The following is a 17824-nucleotide window of genomic DNA, read 5'->3' on the forward strand; positions in this document are numbered from 1 at the left end:
AAGCAATCCTGAGATGATAAATTGTAGAGGCGGTTGTGGCTATGTTTTTATGGCTTGCGGCGCAATTAGCCCGCGTCCTGCTTGAAGCGGTGTATCTGCCGGCGCTGTTTTTTGTTGGGTTTGCGTTCCCGTTCCGAGGGATGCAAAAAAGCTTGCTGTTGCTTGTGCAATTCCATTTGCCGCTGGCGCTTGGCGGCGCTGGCTTCATCTTCCCGATAAAGTGTTGCGGCTTCCTGGGCGGGCCGCCGCTGCTTGTTTAGATCGGTAACCTGAATTTCCCAAGTATATTGATCCTTGCTGACGGTAATGATATCGCCGGGTTTGACATCTCTGCCCGGTTTGCAGCGTTGGCCGTTGACATGCACCTTGCCGCCTTTGACGGCATCGGCGGCCAGAGCGCGGGTTTTGAAAAACCGCGCGGCCCATAGCCACTTGTCGATGCGGATTTCCGACAGTTCAGCCAAGCGGCAAACCGGCTTCCGACCACGCCTTAAAGCCGCCGGCCATGCTGACCGCTCCGGCATAACCCAGTTGATTCAATGCCAGGGCGGCCAATGCGGAGCGTCCGCCGGTTTGGCAATAGACCACGATAGGCGCTTGCTGCTTGCCTTGAAACTCGGGGGTGGCGTCGATTTTAAACTCCAACAACCCGCGCGGAATATTGATGGCGCCCGGCAAATGCCCGCCGGCATATTCGGCCGGCTCCCGAACATCGAGAATCAGGCTGGTTTGCAACTGGCCGTTGGCGGTTACGGTGTCTATTTCCGTGATCTGTTGCTTGGCGTTGGCAACCATTTCCATTGCGGTTAAAGCCATTGGTCCTCCTTACGGACAGTGATAAAAAGACTGAAAGGCTAGGCCTCCATAAGCTTTTTCAATTCCTTGGGTATGGAAAATACCACTTTTTCCTCGATACCGGTGTTTTCCCGCACCGAAGTGTTTTCTCCGCCCCAGGCCTTCAATTGATTGATCACTTCCTGCACCAGCACTTCGGGGGCGGAAGCACCGGCGGTAACGCCAACCACCTCGATGCCGTCCAGCCATTCCCGCCGCAAATCCTTGTAGGTATCGATCAAATAGGCCGGCTTGCCGAGCTGTTCGGCGATTTCGCGTAAACGGTTGGAATTGGAGCTGTTGGGCGAACCCACCACCAGAATCAGATCGGAGATTTTAGACAAATCGTGCACGGCGTCCTGGCGATTTTGGGTGGCGTAACAAATGTCGTCCTTTTTCTGCTCCTTGATGGAGGAAAACCGTTCCCGCAAGGCATCGACCATGACCTTGGTATCTGTCATGGACAGCGTGGTCTGGGTGACGTAGGCCAGATTGTCGGGATTGTTGACCCGCAGATTTTTCACATCTTCCGGGGTTTCAACCAGATATATGTCGCCATGCTCGGTGCATTTATCGTACTGCCCCATGGTGCCTTCCACTTCCGGATGGCCGGCATGGCCGATCAGTATCACTTCCCTGTCCTGCTTGGCGTGTTTGGCGACCTGCATATGCACCTTGGTGACCAAGGGACAGGTGGCATCGAACACGGTTAACTGCCTTTCCTCGGCTTCCTTCTGCACTTCCTTGGATACGCCGTGGGCGCTGAAAATCAGATACGAGCCCACCGGCACATCGCTCAAATCCTCAATGAAAATCGCGCCTTTTTCCTTCAAACCATCCACCACGGTACGGTTATGCACCACTTCATGGCGCACGTAAATCGGCGCGCCGAAGGTATCGATGGCTTGGTCGACAATTTCAATGGCCCGGTCGACGCCGGCACAGAATCCACGAGGGTTTGCGAGTACGATTTGCATAATTCTTGAGTATTTTACTTGGTTAAGACAGAGGGATTTTAATCCAATTTCGTATCGGAGACGATAATTCCGTCGTTATCGGCATAGATGTAATGATCTTTCTTAAAATTGACGCCGACAAACGTAATCATCTTGTCCCTATCGCCGTGCCCATGTTTATTGCCGCGCAACGGATGCGTATTCAAGGCCATGATACCGATCGGCAGTTTGCCGAGCGAATCCGCCCCGCGCACGCAACCGTAGACCACGATACCCTCCCAGGCATTTTTTACCGCCAACGCGGCCAAGGTATCACCCAACAAGGCGCAACGCCGGGAGCCGCCGCCGTCAACCACCAATACCCTGCCCCGGCCGTTTTCTTCCAGCGTGTCGCGCACCAACGAATTATCCTCAAACACCTTGAGCGTGGTGATGAGGCCGGAAAACCCGGACTTGCCGCCAAAGTGCCTCAGCATGGGTTCGGCAATCTGAAAGTTTTCCTGCTCGGAAAAACGGTCGCAAAGATCGGCGGTGGCTATCAACATGGCAATTCTCCCGGATAGCTAAAAATAACGCGCCAACAACCCATGCCGGCAATCCGCTTCGGGTAGCGGAATGCGCACCTCATAACCGCCGCCGGCCGCTTCCTGCATCGGGTTGCCGTATTTGTCGAACATGCGGTCGACAGTGATATCGCTGTTACCTTGCGGCAAAATCAGTTCCAGCTTGTCTCCGACAGCGAACTTGTTTTTCACGCTGATATCGGCCAGCCCGGTGGCAGCGTCGTAGCCGGCAATTTCGCCGCAAAACTGCTGTTGGTGGCTTTTGGAATAGCCGGATATATAGTTTTGATGTTCGTGCGTATGGTGCCGCTGGTAGAAGCCGTCGGTATAGCCTCGATTGGCCAGATTATCCAGCACGCCTATCAATTGTGGCTGGAACGGTCTGCCCGCCAGGGCATCGTCTATCGCCTGCCGATAGGTCTGAGCCGTGCGCGCCACGTAATAATGGGATTTGGTGCGGCCTTCGATTTTCAAACTGTCCACGCCGATTTCCACCAGCCGCTGCACATGTTCTATGGCGCGTAAATCCTTGGAATTCATAATATAGGTACCGTTCTCGTCCTCCATTACCGGCAACAATTCGCCCTTGCGGCCTTCTTCTTCCAGAAAATAGATGTTGTCCGCTAGCGGATGCCGCTCGGCGCCGCCGCAACTGGCGCTGCCGAGGGTTTCGCCGAGGTCGTCCAGCGACAGCACCGCGCTCTCATCCAGTTCATAGTCGCCCTCGGCATTTTCCCGGGCCGGCTTGGTATCGTATTTCCAGCGGCAGGAGTTGGTACAGGTGCCCTGATTAGGGTCGCGATGGTTAAAATAACCGGACAGCAAACAGCGGCCGGAATAGGCGATACACAGCGCCCCATGCACGAACACTTCCAATTCCATATCAGGGCATTCCTGGCGAATTTCGGCAATTTCGTCCAGCGACAATTCCCGCGACAGAATCACCCGTTCCACGCCCATACTCTTCCAGAAACGCACGCTGGCATAATTGACCGTGTTGGCCTGCACCGACAAATGAATCGGCATTTCGGGCCATTGCTCGCGGGTCATCATGATCAAGCCGGGGTCGGCCATGATCAAGGCATCAGGCTGCATGGCGATGATGGGCGCCATGTCCTTGACAAAGGTTTTGATCTTGGCGTTATGCGGAATCACATTGGCGGCCAGAAAAAACTTTTTTCCCAATTGGTGCGCTTCGGCGATCCCCTTGGCCAGATTGTCCGACATAAAATCGTTATTGCGCACCCGCAAACTGTAACGCGGCTGCCCCGCATAGACGGCATCCGCGCCGAATGCGAATGCATAGCGCATGTTACGAATAGTGCCGGCCGGGGAAAGAAGTTCGATGTGCTTCATAAAATGCTTGTAGTTTGCTCAGGTTGGTCATTCTAACAAATTCGGCCGCTTCCGGTCCGTCCGGAAACCTAGTTCTACTTTGTCACATTGAAAAAACCGCCGTCATGCCCGCCTGGAAGCGGGCATCCAGCGCCATGGATGGCAGGCTTCGGTCCATCCATGGCGCCTGGATTCCGGCAATCCCTGCCGGAATGACGAATTCCTTTTAGAATCTGACAAAGTAGAGCTAGGCCGTTGAAATATAACCGGCAACCCGCCGAATCCAGCTAAAAGCCGCTTCGCGCGGCGCGGGAAAGGCTTTTCCGACGCGTACAGGGCGCACAATTCGCCCATGCCACCCTATCGACGTCATCAATCCGGTTTGGCAAGCTCGAACAAGGCCTGCCTGTTCATGAAGGGAACCGATTCGGCAACGTGACAGGCCATGCAGGCATTTTTGGCTTTCTCGAACCCGGCCCAGGCTTGCTGCGCATTGTTAGCGCCGAAAGCCTCGTTAACCTCTCCCCAGGTGCTGTTCAACAAAATGGCATCCGAATTCGCCTGTCTGGCCGGGCGCTTCATGTATCCATTCTTGATGGTGACCCTGATCTTTTCCCAGTGGTAGGCCGCCAGCTCGAAATTGTTTCGACTCAGCGCGTCGTGAATGATCCGAAACCGCTCGCCGACTTCCCACATCGGCTGATCGAATCCGCGCAGATAAGTCTGCAGAGACTCGAAGCGCTCGGCATCGCTTTTGGCACCCAACAGCCAGTCGTTCGGCTTTTTTTCCAATGAATCGGCATCGGTGACGGCGCAGACCGAAAGCATCGCCAAAACCAAAACCAAAACCAAACTATTGCTTTTCATGGATTTATCCTTTCTGAAACCATCATGACCATATTGCCCGCCTCTGTAGCCGGCGCCGGACAGCGATGCCGTATGGGAAAATTGCGTAACCGCCGGCATATCGTATATGGTATCCGGCCGCCTCCGCTTAACATACCGCAGCCATGTCGAGAAGGCGAATTTCGCTTCCATCGTCAATGGCAAAGACGATACATTGTTGTCCTGTCCGCCGCGAGCATGATCGGACCCGGATGAACAGCATTCCGGCCGGCGGGGTTTGTTTTTCGCGGCAAATCGCCTTAAAACAACTTTTTTGCTTGGGTACATCATGCAGCTTTTTATCGATAAAACTCGGGAATCGACTTCCGACGCCTGGATCATATTGATTCGTTTGTCGGTCGGTTTGGTCTTCTTTCCCGAAGGCATGCAAAAACTTATGTTTCCCGATGCCTTGGGCGCCGGCCGCTTCGCCAAGATCGGCATCCCCTACCCCGACATTATGGGACCCTGCGTAGGCTGGGTCGAACTGATCTGCGGCTTGATGATACTGCTCGGATTTGCCACCCGCCGGGCGGCGCTCCCGCTGATTGTCGTCATGATAGTAGCCATTATTTCAACCAAAATCCCCATTTTGCTGGGGCATGACTGGTGGATATTTCATGTCCGGGAACTGAAAAGTTACGGATTTTGGAGCATGTTGCACGAGTCGCGCACCGACTGGGCCATGCTGATGGGCTGCCTGTTCCTGCTGCTGGCTGGAGGCGGTCGCTGGTCGCTGGATAGGCTGCCGCCGCGCACCAAAACATGAATGGTCCGAATCAAGCCCGATGCGCGCGATTCGACCGACAAACCGCGCCGCCTCGGCCCCAAGGTCTTACAAGTTGTTAGCGCAAAAGTTAAAAACATTGGGGTTCGACGCGGACCACGCTACCGACCGGCCAGCCTCAATGATCGCCGCCGCGCGCCGCGTTGGCCGCGAAAAAGGCTTCCATCCGGTCTTGAAATTCAGCGGGATCGACGTCCTCCACATGACTGGCAAGCAGCCAATGGTGACCGAAAGGATCGACCAGCGCCCCCATGCGGTCGCCCCAAAACTGATCGGCCACCGGCATGGTGGCCGTGGCCCCGGCCGCCAACGCCAGGGCAAAGCTGGCATCGACGTCTTCGACGTACAAATGCAACTTCACGGTACTGCCGCCCAGGGTTTCCGGAGCCACGACCGGGCCGTTGGGATATTCGTCGGAAATCATGAAATGCGAATCGCCTATGGTGAACTCGGCGTGGGCGATGCCGCCCTCCGGCATATTCAGCCGCATGACTTCGTCGGCGGCAAAGGCTTGCCGATAAAAGGCCAGCGCGGCGGCGGCATCCTTGACGGCCAGATAGGGGGTCAATGTATGGTAGCCGGCGGGAATGGGATTGACGGATGGGGACATAAGGTACTCCTGGTGCTGTAAAAGAAGTTGCTTCAGGCTATTGAAGCCGGCCCCGAATGACAGATTTTTCCGGGTGTCATTAAACAAGTCCGGCTAACGGATTCTATCAGCTTGATCACAACTCCACACCACCATCTACGGGCGTTGGTTTCGATATTGCCGTCTCGGGCCATCTTTGCCGCGCGGACCGGACTGAATACCATAAGTCCCATCCCGCCAGGCGCCGCCTAAAACGGGTCTTGCTTTGATTGACACCTTTCACCACGCTTTCAAGCGGTAACCAACGCCGGATTCGGTCAACAATAATTTGGGCTGAGTCGGGTCGGCTTCCAGTTTTTGCCTTAGCTGACTCATATAGATACGCAAGTAATGGGCGTTTTCCCGAAACGACGGCCCCCATACTTCGTTGAGAATTTGCTGGTGGGTGAGCACTTTGCCGGCATGCTTCACCAATACCGCCAGCAGCCGGTATTGGATGGGTGTCAAATGAACCTCCCTGTCATCGACGCTGACTACACGGTTGTCAAGGTCCACTTTCAGATTGGCGGTCATGAATACATTATCCTGGCCAGATTCGGCGGGTCTTGCGGCATGCCGCAGGGCAACCCTTATGCGGGCCAATAATTCGCCGAAGCCGAAGGGTTTGGTCAAATAATCGTCGGCGCCGGCGTCCAGGGCTTCTATCTTTTGCTGCTCGCCGCTGCGCGCCGACAATATGACGATGGGTACGACCGACCAGGCCCTGATGGCCCGGATAACGTCGACACCGTCCATATCCGGCAAACCCAGATCGAGTATCAGCAAATCGGGCTTGCGCACGCCCAGTTCGACCAGGCCTTGTTTACCGGTACCGGCCTCGAAGACGTTGAACCCGTATGTGCTCAGGCTGGTGCGCAGAAAACGCCGGATCGACGGGTCGTCTTCCATGACAATAATCACCGGATCGGTCTTAGCCATGGCGTAACATCCTGGGAAAGGACATCATTCTTCCGCCTCCATGCAGGGGGCAGGCTGATCCAGCGGCAAGGTAAACACGAATGCCGCCCCGCCTTCGTCCCGGTTTTTGGCCTGAATGCGGCCGCCGTGTACTTCGACGATGGCCCGGCAAATCGCCAAGCCCAAACCGACGCCGCTTTGCGCCATCTCGTGACGGCTTTGATAAAACTTTTCGAACAGGCGCTCTTCCTGCCCCCTGGGGATGCCGGGGCCGTGATCGGCCACGGTTATTTCCACGGCGGCGTCGTTAATTTCGGCCTCAATCTCCAGCCCGCTGCCGGGCGGCGTATAGCGCGCGGCATTCTCCAACAGGTTGATCAGCACTTGTTCTATCATCACCGAATCCGCCAATATCATCGGTATGCCTTCCGGCAATTTGACCTTGACCGGCCTGCCGGCCAGTTGATTGTGCAACAGCGTCAATACCGTGCCGATGATTTCCTCCAGCGGATACCATTGCTTATTCAATTCCAAGGCCCCGGCCTCGAGCTTGGCCATGTCCAGAATATTGTTGACCAGATTGGACATGCGTCCGGCCTCGTCGACAATGCCTTGCATAAGTTCCAATCTATCCCGGGGGTTCAATTTTCCCTCGTCGTGCAGGATAGTGCTGGCCGAACCGATAATGGTCGCCAATGGCGTGCGCAAATCGTGCGAAATTGCGCTGAGCAAAGAGTTGCGCAAGCGCTCCGCCTCCATCTGCATTTGGGTCGAGCGGGCCTGTTCAGAGAAACGGATCCTGGATATGGCTTGGCCTATCTGGCGCAGGAAGGTTTCCAGCAGTTTCTGCTGCTCCGGCAAAAACACCCGCCGCAGATTGACCGGCAACAAGGCCAAAACACCCAGTACCTTGTCTTCGTTATGGATGGGAAAATAAACCGCCCTGGCACCCGGCAGCGTATTGGTGCCATGCCCGGCAATTTCGTTATGGTCGAACACCCATTGCGCCACGCTCGGATCGGCCCCGGGCAGGGATTCGGCTATTGCCGGTTTGCGCGGAAACTCCATGCGGCCGCTGGCGTCGGGAAACAGAATCGTGTTGGGGCTGCTGAATTCCGAATACAAATGCTTCACCGCGATAACGACGACCTGCTCTTCCGACTGGCTGCTAGCGAGTTCCTTGCTCATCGAATACAGCGCCGCCGCCCGCCTTTCCCGATGCGCGGCCACCTTGGCCTGGGCCCGCACATTGACCATCAAATTGCTGATGACGATGCCGACCACCAGCATCGCCAACAAGGTAATCAAATACTGACTGTCGGCTACCGAAAAGCTGTGGTAAGGCTGCACGAACAGAAAATCGAAACAGCCCACGCCCAGCACTGAAGCCAAAACGGACGGCCCGCGGCCGAAACGGGTGGCGACAAAAACCACCCCCAACAGATACACCATCACCAGGTTGGCCAGTTCCAGGCGGCCGAACATCAAGTAGCCCACGGTAGTACTGAACAAGGTCACCGCAATCGCCCAGACATAGCCGCCGTAACGCCGCTTGGTCTTGGCCGGAATGCGTTGTCTCAGGCCGGGCAAGGGACTTTTCCTGAACAGGTTCAATTCCGATGGCTCTTCCACCCACCCCCGCCCCCGCGGACTGCCGAGTAAATAAATATTGATATTGTGGGCATGGCTGATCAGCACATCGACCACCGACCCCAACAGCCAGCGCCGCCAACCGCGCCGGCTGGGTTTACCGATTACGATTTTGTTGATGTTGCGTTCGCGGGAAAAGCGAATCAAGGCCGCGCTCATTTCCGGCGCGCTGAGTGTCACGGTTTCGGCGCCGAGTTGCTCGGCGAGGCGCAAAATGCGCAACACGCCGTCGCGCTTTGCAGCGGGCATCCGCTGCAATTGCGGGGTTTCCACATAAGCGACTATCCATTCAGCGCGCAGGCTGTTGGCCAGGCGCTTGCCGGCCCGCACCAAGCGTTCGGCCAATTCGTTGGGGCCTATACACACCAAAATTCTATCACTGACCTGCCAGACATCGCGGATGGCGTTGTCCTCGCGGTAATCCAGCATCTGCGCATCCACGCGATTGGCCGTTTGCCGCAACGACAACTCCCGCAAGGCAATCAAATTGCCCTTGCGAAAAAAATGCTGGACAGCCTCCTGGGCTTGTTGCGGCAGATACACCTTGCCTTCCTTCAGGCGCAGCAACAATTCGTCCGGCGGCAAATCCACCAGTTCCACTTCGTCGGCATCTTCGAAAAACGTGTCCGGCACGGTTTCCCACACCCGGATGCCGGCAATCTGGCCGATATCGTCGTTCAGACTCTCCAGATGCTGCACGTTCAAAGCGGTAAACACATCGATGCCGGCTTCCAACAATTCGCGAATATCCTGCCAGCGCTTGGGATGGCGGGAACCCGGCGCATTGGAATGCGCCAGCTCGTCGACCAGAATAATGCCCGGCCGCCGTTTCAGCGCGGCGTCGATATCGAACTCGTGAAGCACGGTGCCTTTGTATTCGATTTGACGCAAAGGCAAGACTTCCAGTCCGTCCAGCAGGGCTTGGGTTTCCTTGCGGCCGTGGGTATCCACCACCCCGACCAGCACGTCCAGATTTTCGGCCCGCCGTTCCCTGGCCGCCAACAACATCGCAAAGGTTTTACCGACGCCCGCCGCTGCGCCGAAGAATATCTTCAAGCGGCCGCGCCTGGCCTTGGCTTGATCGCGCTCGACGCGGGCGAGGAGTTGATCGGGGTCGGGACGTTCGTTGTTCATGACTGTCTTTGCCGGCTCGAACAATGGTGTTTTCAATCCAGGTTCCGCAACGCCAGATTCAATTGCAAGACATTGACTCGCTGCTCGCCCAGCACCCCCCATTGCCGGCCCTCGCCATGGGCTGCGATTAATTCCCGTAGTTTGCTCTCATCGATTTTTCGCAGCTTGGCAATGCGTTGGACTTGGTATTGCGCCGCCGCCGGACTGATATGCGGATCCAGGCCGCTGGCGGAAGCGGTGACCAGATCGACCGGGATCGGTAAGTGATTACCGGGATCGGCGTCCTTCAATGCCCGAATCCTGGCGGCAACCGCTTCGCTCAAGGCCGGATTGGTCGGCCCCAGGTTGGAACCGCCGGAGGCAGCGGCGTTGTATGGATAGTTTGCGGTGGCCGACGGCCGGCTCCAAAAGTATCGCGGATCGCTGAAGCTTTGCCCGATCAGGCTTGAGCCGACCGCATCGCCTTGGGAATTTTTGATCAGACTGCCGTTGGCTTGCTCGGCAAATACGGTTTGGGCGACCAGGGTCACCAAGGCCGGATAAACAACGCCGGTGGCCAGGGTCAATAACAGCAGCATCAGCGCCGCGGGTCGTAAATAATTGAACATGTTCGCTCCTTACACCCAATTCATAGCAACCAAAAATAAATCGATTGCCTTGATGCCGATGAACGGCACGATCAAGCCGCCGACGCCGTAGACCAGCAAGTTGTTGTGCAGCAGTTGCTCGGCGCCGACCGGGCGGTATTTGATGCCTTTCAAGGCCAGCGGTATCAGGGCGATGATGATCAAGGCATTGAATATCACCGCCGACAATATGGCACTGGCCGGCGTGGCCAGGTGCATCACGTTCAACACGTTCAATACCGGATAGGTGGTCGCGAACGCGGCCGGAATGATGGCGAAATATTTGGCGACGTCGTTGGCGATGCTGAAGGTGGTCAGCGCGCCGCGGGTCATCAGCATCTGCTTGCCGGTTTCGACGATTTCGATCAGCTTGGTCGGATTGGAATCCAGATCGACCATGTTGCCGGCCTCCTTGGCGGCCTGAGTGCCGCTGTTCATCGCCACCGCCACGTCGGCTTGCGCCAGCGCCGGGGCGTCGTTGGTGCCGTCGCCGGTCATCGCCACCAGGCGGCCGTCGGCCTGGTGCTGGCGGATCAGCGCCAACTTGGCCTCGGGGGTGGCTTCAGCCAGAAAATCGTCGACGCCGGCTTCGGCGGCAATCGCCGCGGCGGTCAGCCGGTTGTCGCCGGTTATCATGATGGTCTTGATGCCCATTTGCCGCAATTCGATGAAGCGCTCCTTGATGCCGCCCTTGACGATGTCTTTCAGCTCGATCACGCCCAGAGCCTTGTCGCCTTCCGCCACCACCAACGGCGTGCTGCCGCGCCGAGCCACGTCGTCGACCAGGGTTTTCAGTTCGGCCGGCCATTTGCCGCCTTGGGTTTCGATGTGCTGGCGGATGGAATCGGCCGCGCCCTTGCGGATATGTCGGCACGGCTCGCCCGGTTTGTTGGGGTCGCCCGGCAAATTCACGCCGCTCATCCGGGTTTGGGCGCTGAAATGGACGAAGGTGGCGCCCAGAGAATGGATGTCGCGTTCGCGCAAACCGTACTTTTGCTTGGCCAGTATCACCACGCTGCGGCCCTCCGGGGTTTCGTCGGCCAGCGAGGCCAGTTGCGCGGCATCGGCCAAAACCGCCTCCTTGACGCCCTTGACCGGAAAGAAGCCGGAAGCTTGGCGGTTGCCCAGCGTGATGGTGCCGGTTTTATCGAGCAGCAATACATCGACGTCGCCGGCGGCTTCGACCGCGCGGCCGGAAGTAGCGATGACGTTTTTTTGCATCATCCGGCCGATACCGGCCACGCCGATGGCCGACAACAGGCCGCCGATGGTGGTCGGGATCAGGCAGACCAGCAATGCCACCAACACCGTGACGCTGATCGGGCGGCCGCTGCCGGCGGTTTCCACGCTGTAAATGGAAAACGGCAGCAAGCTGACGACCGCCATTAAAAACACCAGCGTCAAGGCCACCAACAAAATGGTCAGGGCGATTTCGTTCGGGGTTTTTTGGCGCTTGGCGCTTTCCACCATGCCGATCATCCGGTCCAAAAAGCTTTCGCCGGGGTTGGTGGAAATGCGCACCACCAGCCAGTCGGACAGCACCCGGGTGCCGCCGGTCACCGAGCTGAAGTCGCCACCGGACTCGCGGATCACCGGGGCCGATTCGCCGGTAATCGCACTTTCGTCGACCGAGGCCACGCCTTCGATGACGTCGCCGTCACCGGGTACGAAGTCGCCGGCTTCGATCAGCACCACATCGCCCCTGCGCAAACTGGAGCCGGCGACTTTGCTGTAGTTGCTGCCGTATTTCGCTTCATCCAGCTTTTTGGCGGCAATGTCGCGCTTGGCGCTACGTAAAAACGCGGCTTGGGCTTTGCTGCGGCCTTCGGCGACCGCTTCGGCGAAATTGGCGAACAGCACGGTGAACCACAGCCATAGCGTAATCGCCAGACTGAAGCCGGCCGGTTCCTCGCCGCCGCCGTTGCAGGCTTGCAGCCACAATACGCTGGTCAGGATGCTGCCGAGATAAACCACGAACATCACCGGATTTTGCCATTGCCGGCGTGGCGTCAGTTTGGCAAAAGCACCGATAATCGCTTGTTGCAGCAGATGCGGGTCCATCAAGGACGTTGAAACGGGTTTGCTGGTCATAGTGTTACCTATATTAATGCACTGTAGGCCGGAATAAAGCGGTTTGAGCGCTAGCGAAAACCGCTGTTTCCGGCGGATGGAGTTGCCGGAAACGCTTACATTTATTCCGGCCTACGATTCTGAAATTAATGATGCCCCAGCATTTGCAAGTGCTCGACGATAGGGCCCAAAGCCAGTGCCGGCACGAAGGTCAAGGCGCCGACCATCAGCACGGTGATTATCAGCAGTACCGCGAACAAGGGCGTATGCGTCGGCAACGTGCCGGGGCCGACCGGTACCGTCTTTTTGGCCGCCAAGGAACCGGCAATCGCCAGCACCGGAATCATCAGCCAATAGCGGGAGAACAACATCGCCAGACCCAGCCAGACGTTATAAAACGGCACGTTGGCCGACAAGCCGCCGAAGGCGCTGCCGTTGTTGTTGCCGGCCGATGACCAGGCGTACAGCACTTCGCTGAAACCGTGAGCGCCAGGGTTGAAGATCGAGGCCTTGCCGGCGTCCAGCATCAGGCTCAACGCGGTACCGCCCAACACCAGCAAGGGCGGGATCAAGATGACGATGGCGGCCATTTTCATCTCGTAGGCTTCGATCTTTTTGCCCAGGTACTCCGGGGTGCGGCCTATCATCAGGCCGGCGATGAACACGGCGACGATGGCAAACACGATCATGCCGTATAGGCCGGAGCCGACGCCGCCGAAAATCACCTCGCCTAGTTGCATCAGCCACATCGGCGCCAAACCGCCGAGCGGCGTGTAGGAATCGTGCATCGAGTTGACCGAGCCGTTCGAAGCAGCCGTCGTCGCTACCGCCCACAATCCGGAATTGACGATGCCGAAGCGGGTTTCCTTGCCTTCCATATTGCCGCCGGCTTGTTGCGCGCTGATGCTTTGATCGATGCCCAACGCCGTCAGGGCCGGATTGCCGCGTTGTTCGGCCGGCACCGTGACGCACACCAAGGCGACGAACACCAAAGTCATCGCCGCCAAAATCGCCCAGCCCTGGCGGGTGTCGCCGACCATGAGCCCGAAGCTGTAACACAGCGCCGCCGGGATCAACAGAATCGCCAGCATTTCCAGGAAATTGGACAGCGGTGTCGGGTTTTCATACGGATGGGCGGAGTTGACGCTAAAGAAACCGCCACCGTTAGTGCCCAATTGCTTGATGGCGATTTGCGAGGCGGCAGGACCCAAGGCCAGGGTTTGTTTAGTCGGTTTGCCAGTTTGATTCTCCTCACCCCTACCCTCTCCAGCAGGAGAGGGAGCTAAACCCATAGACTTCGCATCAACCGTATTGTTCGAGGTTTCCAACAAGCTTACAGTCTGATACGGGTTGAAGGTTTGCACCACGCCCTGGCCGACCAGCGCCAGGGCCAACACGAACGACAACGGCAGCAGGATATACAAGGTGCCGCGGGTCATATCGACCCAAAAGTTGCCGATACCCTGGGCATTGCGGCGAGTGAAGCCGCGAATCAACGCGACCAATACCGCCATGCCGCTGGCCGCCGACAAAAAATTTTGCACACCCAACCCCAACATTTGCGTCAGATAGCTCATCGTGCTTTCCCCGCCGTAGCCTTGCCAGTTGGTATTGCTGGCAAAGCTGACCGCGGTATTGAAGGCCGAATCCGGCGTCACTGCCGGCAAGGCTTGCGGATTCAACGGCAGCACGTCTTGAAAGCGTTGCAACAAATAAACGGCCAGCAAGCCGAACAGATTGAAGACCAAGGCCGCCCAGGCATACTGCCGCCAGCGCATGTCTTGCTCGGGATCGACCCCGCTCAGACGGTAACACAGCCGCTCGACCCCGGCGAACCAGCGGTTCAATCCCACCGACTCGTCCTGGTAAACCCGCGCCATATAACTGCCCAGCGGTTTGGCCAGTGCAATCAACGCGATCAGATAAATAGCGATTTGCAAAAAACCCGGTCCGTTCATCAAAATTTCTCCGGGTAAAACAACGCCGCCAGCAAATAGACGAACACGGCCAGCGCCAGCCCGCCGCTCAACCAATAAATCCAGCTCATGCTTGCCCCCTCAATACTTCGCAAACGCTTATCAGTAACGCGGTCGCCGCAAAAAAACCGTCGTCAACAGTAAATACACGACATCCATCGATATGCCCTCTTGGTGAATAAAAAACATGGCTCGCCTGGGCTCTTACTTTACGGATCGGCCGATAAAAATGCCGTAAAAATACCGGCCCGAAAGATAAAGAAATTATAAAAACACCGGCCGGTTTATGCATTAAACAACCATTGCGGGAGAGGCAAGCCGACAGGTTTTACCAATGGCTTAAATCGGCGCCTGTTTGAGCGCCAGGGACAGGTCGCCTTGTTCGAGCAAGGCTTCGAATTGATCTATCGGCAGCGGCTTGCCCAGCAAGTAACCCTGGTAATGATGACAGCCGTACTGCTTGAGCAGCACCAGCTGCTCCTGGGTTTCCAGGCCCTCGGCAATCACTTCGAGGCCCAGATTTTGCGCCATGCCTATGATGGTCTGAATAATCACCGCCGCGCTGGGATCGCTGGCTATATCGCGCACGAAGCTTTGGTCGATTTTGAGCTGATCGAGCGGCAGGCGTTTCAGATAGGCCAGCGAGGAGTAGCCGGTGCCGAAATCGTCCATGGAAAAGCGGATACCCAGATTTTTCAGCAACTGGATCTTCCGTATCACCTGTTCCGCGCTGTCCAGCATGACGCTCTCGGTCAATTCCAATTTCAGCAGGCCCGCTACCCCGCTGTAGCGCGCCATCAACCCGCTAACTTTGTCGGTAAAATCCGGGCGGTGAAACTGCACCGCGCTAACATTGACCGCCAGCCGCAGATGACAAAATTTCGGCTGGTCTTGCCAGACTTGCAATTGCCGGCAGGCCATTTCCAGCACCCAATCGCCAATTGCCACGATGGCGCCGGTTTCCTCGGCCAGGGGTATGAATACCGCCGGAGATACCAAACCGCGCTTGGGATGTAGCCAACGTATCAATACCTCGGCCCCGGTAACGCAAGCTTGATCGTTGGCCTGCAGCTGAAAATAAAGCCGAAATTCGTTTAACGCCATGGCGCGTTCCAGATCGGCCTCCAAAGCCAAGCGGGCCATGATAACGGTCTGGATCTCCGGGTCGAAAAAACGAATGGTATTGCGCCCGGCGGCTTTGGCTTGATACACCGAGGTTTCGGCGTTTCTCAACAGAGTTTCCAGCGTGTCCAGATGGGCGCGGAACAAACTGATGCCGATGCTGCAGGACACCGACAACTCACGCCCGTTCAAGCGATAGGGCAAGGCCAGCGCCTGCCGCGCCTGCTGGGCTATCTGTTCGGCCTGAATGGCCGCGTCCTTTTGCGTGGCGGGCAACGGCCAGAGCAGCAGCATGAACTCGTCGCCGCCAAAGCGGGCCACGGTGTCGCCTTCCCGAATGCATCGTTCCAGGCGGCGCGCCGTCTCGATCAGCACCTGATCGCAGGCCTGATAGCCGTATAAGTCGTTCAGTTGCTTGAAATGGTCCACGTTCAAGGTCATCAGCGCGCCGTATTGGCCGTTACGGCTGCCCATGGCCATGGCCTGATGAATCCGGTCCAACAGCAAGCCCCGGTTTGGCAGCCCGGTCAGGGCATCGTGCAGGGCCAGAAATTCCGCCCGGGTATCGGCTTGCTGCCGGTCCGCGATCAACTGCGACATGTACTCGTCGTGATGGCGGCACAGCATGATGGCCTTTTCCAGATGCGCCATGATGGGTTCGAACATCAAGGTCAGCGGCAGCGTGGTTTCCGGCATGCGCGGCGCCATCAAGATGATCGCGCCCAGCCGGCCGATCGGCAGGCGTAAAAAAGCTTGATACACGTTATGCAATACCGGCAGGGCCGACAGCAAGGCCGCTTGTCCGTCCAGCCGGACCGCCGGTCCCAACAACAACTGTTTCGGCAACTGCAAGACATTGCCGATGTGCTGGATCAGTTTGTAATCGCCAACCGCCGCATCCAGCCTGACGGGTAAAAACCCGCCGTCGCTGTCGGAAGGCGCCGGCAGATCCAAACAAATGAATCCGGCCGGAAACGAGGTGAAATACAACAAACGTTGCAGGGTACGGCTCAACAGCGGACTCAAACTGACCTCGCCGCCTATGGTCAAAGCCATTTCGTAGAGTATGGGGATGACGTCGTCGCGACTCATTGGCCGCTGCCCCAGTCCGCCGTCACCAAGGTGGCATTCTGGAACAAGGGATAACCCCACAAAGTCGATTCGCCGATTTCTCCCAACGCCAGCGCGCCTGCCACCCCGCTGGCCCCGGTCAACTGGCCGAAAGCGCGCAATTCCTCCGTGGCGGCCTCCGCTCCCATATGCTGCTTGCGTCCGGCGCAATAAAACAGCAACAGCCCGGCCGCCGCCGGCTTGCCGCGCAACTGGGACAACCCCAGCCGCAGGGTTTCCAGCGTGGCGGACGAATCGACCCGTGGCGCCTCCAACAGGGTCAGCATGGAGTGAGCCGGTACTTCGCCTATGCAAAACAGCGCATTATCCTCATCCAGCATTACCGGAATCCGCACCAGCGTGCTGTGATTGGCCCTGACGATGCCGAAGGGAAAATGCACGGCATAACGGTAGAAATTGTCGCGGTTTATCTCCACCCCGAATTGGCGTAGCACCAATTCGCGATAGACTTCGAATGCCGGCCGCCAATCGATATGAATGATCCGGTTACCCTCGGTCGAAGTGGCCGGCAAGCTATGTTCCCCGCTTTGATAACCATGCTCCAACACTGCCCCCGGATGGGGTTTCAACAACAGCGCCAGCACCCCGTTGCCGGCTTGGCGTTGACTGTCGAACAGACAGGGCATGGCCTGGAAAGTCTCGCTGCCGGCATTGACGCCGGCATAATGTACCCGGTTGGCCAGCGACAAATAGAGTTCGTCGAGCAAACTGCCAATGTTGGGTAGCATGGCGTCCAACAGTAAAAACAGCGTTGCCGGTATATCGTCATCCAGCCGTGGGCCGACGCCGTCGGCGATGATGCGCGCCGCCTCGGCGGCATCCCCGGGCAAGTCATCGTGCAGGGCCACGTAGGGCATGCTGTCGAAGCGCAACAGGCAAAGACCGGTTCGGCGGAATTCGCTGCCGTAAATCAGCTGCGGAAAAATGGCGCCGCAGAGCGGAATTTTCCGCTGGCGAAAATGTATTTGTAGCCCGGCAACTTGAGTTTTTTCGGCTTCCGGCACCAAGGCCAGAACCCCCATGGCGGGACACTCCGACCGCCAGTCCGATAGCAGGCCGGCAATTTTCTCCATATCGAACGAGGAAAAATACACCATGCCGCCGCTGCTCATCCTTCACTCCGCAAAATCGTTAATTTGCAAAGCATATCCAGCAAATACCCAAATGTAAAATACAGGTTTTTTGCGGGGGTATTACCGGAATAAAACT

The 17824-nt window shown here is 57.3% G+C and carries 16 protein-coding genes; 1 reads left to right on the forward strand and 15 read right to left on the reverse strand.

Going from position 1 to position 17824, the window contains the following annotated elements; all coding sequences use genetic code 11:
• Window positions 1-65 precede the first annotated feature (65 nt).
• The 6 genes from NP590_RS02415 to NP590_RS02440 form a co-directional block, all read right to left on the reverse strand.
• Window positions 66-464, reverse strand: coding sequence for an RNA-binding S4 domain-containing protein (locus NP590_RS02415; protein WP_256600586.1), 399 nt, complete (start codon window positions 462-464; stop codon window positions 66-68).
• Window positions 457-816, reverse strand: coding sequence for a rhodanese-like domain-containing protein (locus NP590_RS02420; RefSeq protein WP_256600587.1), 360 nt, complete (start codon window positions 814-816; stop codon window positions 457-459). The genes NP590_RS02415 and NP590_RS02420 overlap by 8 nt, the downstream gene beginning before the upstream one ends.
• A gap of 38 nt (window positions 817-854) precedes the next feature.
• Window positions 855-1811, reverse strand: a complete 957-nt coding sequence (ispH, locus tag NP590_RS02425; RefSeq protein WP_256600588.1) for a 4-hydroxy-3-methylbut-2-enyl diphosphate reductase — start codon at window positions 1809-1811, stop codon at window positions 855-857.
• Between the two features lie 38 nt (window positions 1812-1849).
• Window positions 1850-2335, reverse strand: a complete 486-nt coding sequence (gene rraA, locus NP590_RS02430) for a ribonuclease E activity regulator RraA (RefSeq protein ID WP_256600589.1) — start codon at window positions 2333-2335, stop codon at window positions 1850-1852.
• A gap of 18 nt (window positions 2336-2353) precedes the next feature.
• Window positions 2354-3709 carry a prephenate-dependent tRNA uridine(34) hydroxylase TrhP gene (gene trhP, locus NP590_RS02435; protein ID WP_256600590.1) on the reverse strand — a complete coding sequence of 452 codons (1356 nt, stop codon included), beginning with the start codon at window positions 3707-3709 and terminating at the stop codon, window positions 2354-2356.
• Window positions 3710-4060: 351 nt separating this feature from the next.
• The gene (locus tag NP590_RS02440) at window positions 4061-4555 is read right to left on the reverse strand and encodes a hypothetical protein (RefSeq protein WP_256600592.1); all 495 of its coding nucleotides are present in this window, start codon (window positions 4553-4555) and stop codon (window positions 4061-4063) included.
• A gap of 307 nt (window positions 4556-4862) precedes the next feature.
• Between NP590_RS02440 and NP590_RS02445 the strand changes: the two genes are divergently transcribed.
• Window positions 4863-5342 (forward strand): DoxX family protein, encoded by a 480-nt coding sequence (locus NP590_RS02445; RefSeq protein ID WP_256600593.1) that lies wholly within the window; start codon window positions 4863-4865, stop codon window positions 5340-5342.
• A 136-nt stretch (window positions 5343-5478) separates the two neighbouring features.
• On the opposite strand, the gene NP590_RS02450 is transcribed toward NP590_RS02445, so the two are convergent.
• The 9 genes from NP590_RS02450 to NP590_RS02490 form a co-directional block, all read right to left on the reverse strand.
• Window positions 5479-5970, reverse strand: a complete 492-nt coding sequence (locus NP590_RS02450; RefSeq protein WP_256600594.1) for a VOC family protein — start codon at window positions 5968-5970, stop codon at window positions 5479-5481.
• 258 nt (window positions 5971-6228) lie between these two features.
• A complete protein-coding gene (locus NP590_RS02455) occupies window positions 6229-6927 on the reverse strand; it encodes a response regulator (RefSeq protein ID WP_256600595.1) in 699 nt (232 codons plus the stop codon).
• Window positions 6928-6951: 24 nt separating this feature from the next.
• The gene (locus NP590_RS02460; protein WP_256600596.1) at window positions 6952-9690 is read right to left on the reverse strand and encodes a DUF4118 domain-containing protein; all 2739 of its coding nucleotides are present in this window, start codon (window positions 9688-9690) and stop codon (window positions 6952-6954) included.
• Between the two features lie 32 nt (window positions 9691-9722).
• Window positions 9723-10298, reverse strand: coding sequence for a potassium-transporting ATPase subunit KdpC (kdpC, locus tag NP590_RS02465; protein ID WP_256600598.1), 576 nt, complete (start codon window positions 10296-10298; stop codon window positions 9723-9725).
• Window positions 10299-10307: 9 nt separating this feature from the next.
• Entirely contained in the window at window positions 10308-12377 is a 2070-nt protein-coding gene (gene kdpB / locus NP590_RS02470) for a potassium-transporting ATPase subunit KdpB (protein WP_371927224.1), read from the reverse strand.
• Window positions 12378-12532: 155 nt separating this feature from the next.
• Complete coding sequence (kdpA, locus tag NP590_RS02475; RefSeq protein WP_256600600.1) at window positions 12533-14344, reverse strand: potassium-transporting ATPase subunit KdpA; 1812 nt, start codon at window positions 14342-14344, stop codon at window positions 12533-12535.
• Window positions 14344-14433 (reverse strand): K(+)-transporting ATPase subunit F, encoded by a 90-nt coding sequence (kdpF, locus tag NP590_RS02480; RefSeq protein ID WP_256600601.1) that lies wholly within the window; start codon window positions 14431-14433, stop codon window positions 14344-14346. The genes kdpA and kdpF overlap by 1 nt, the downstream gene beginning before the upstream one ends.
• 268 nt (window positions 14434-14701) lie before the next feature.
• A complete protein-coding gene (locus NP590_RS02485; RefSeq protein ID WP_256600602.1) occupies window positions 14702-16576 on the reverse strand; it encodes a putative bifunctional diguanylate cyclase/phosphodiesterase in 1875 nt (624 codons plus the stop codon).
• Window positions 16573-17727, reverse strand: a complete 1155-nt coding sequence (locus NP590_RS02490; RefSeq protein ID WP_256600603.1) for an FIST signal transduction protein — start codon at window positions 17725-17727, stop codon at window positions 16573-16575. The genes NP590_RS02485 and NP590_RS02490 overlap by 4 nt, the downstream gene beginning before the upstream one ends.
• Between the last annotated feature and the right edge of the window lie 97 nt (window positions 17728-17824).

Source organism: Methylomonas subterranea, from assembly GCF_024505185.1.
GTDB classification, from domain to species: Bacteria; Pseudomonadota; Gammaproteobacteria; order Methylococcales; family Methylomonadaceae; genus Methylomonas; species Methylomonas subterranea.

Excerpts from the sequence above, each read along its gene's own strand:
- trhP (WP_256600590.1), bottom strand. The coding sequence starts at position 3,709 with ATGAAGCACATCGAACTTCTTTCCCCGGCCGGCACTATTCGTAACATG.
- NP590_RS02440 (WP_256600592.1), bottom strand. The coding sequence starts at position 4,555 with ATGAAAAGCAATAGTTTGGTTTTGGTTTTGGTTTTGGCGATGCTTTCG.
- NP590_RS02420 (WP_256600587.1), bottom strand. The coding sequence starts at position 816 with ATGGCTTTAACCGCAATGGAAATGGTTGCCAACGCCAAGCAACAGATC.
- NP590_RS02445 (WP_256600593.1), top strand. The coding sequence starts at position 4,863 with ATGCAGCTTTTTATCGATAAAACTCGGGAATCGACTTCCGACGCCTGG.
- NP590_RS02485 (WP_256600602.1), bottom strand. The coding sequence starts at position 16,576 with ATGAGTCGCGACGACGTCATCCCCATACTCTACGAAATGGCTTTGACC.
- ispH (WP_256600588.1), bottom strand. The coding sequence starts at position 1,811 with ATGCAAATCGTACTCGCAAACCCTCGTGGATTCTGTGCCGGCGTCGAC.
- NP590_RS02450 (WP_256600594.1), bottom strand. The coding sequence starts at position 5,970 with ATGTCCCCATCCGTCAATCCCATTCCCGCCGGCTACCATACATTGACC.
- NP590_RS02490 (WP_256600603.1), bottom strand. The coding sequence starts at position 17,727 with ATGAGCAGCGGCGGCATGGTGTATTTTTCCTCGTTCGATATGGAGAAA.
- kdpB (WP_371927224.1), bottom strand. The coding sequence starts at position 12,377 with ATGGACCCGCATCTGCTGCAACAAGCGATTATCGGTGCTTTTGCCAAA.
- kdpA (WP_256600600.1), bottom strand. The coding sequence starts at position 14,344 with ATGAACGGACCGGGTTTTTTGCAAATCGCTATTTATCTGATCGCGTTG.
- NP590_RS02455 (WP_256600595.1), bottom strand. The coding sequence starts at position 6,927 with ATGGCTAAGACCGATCCGGTGATTATTGTCATGGAAGACGACCCGTCG.
- kdpC (WP_256600598.1), bottom strand. The coding sequence starts at position 10,298 with ATGTTCAATTATTTACGACCCGCGGCGCTGATGCTGCTGTTATTGACC.
- NP590_RS02460 (WP_256600596.1), bottom strand. The coding sequence starts at position 9,690 with ATGAACAACGAACGTCCCGACCCCGATCAACTCCTCGCCCGCGTCGAG.
- kdpF (WP_256600601.1), bottom strand. The coding sequence starts at position 14,433 with ATGAGCTGGATTTATTGGTTGAGCGGCGGGCTGGCGCTGGCCGTGTTC.
- rraA (WP_256600589.1), bottom strand. The coding sequence starts at position 2,335 with ATGTTGATAGCCACCGCCGATCTTTGCGACCGTTTTTCCGAGCAGGAA.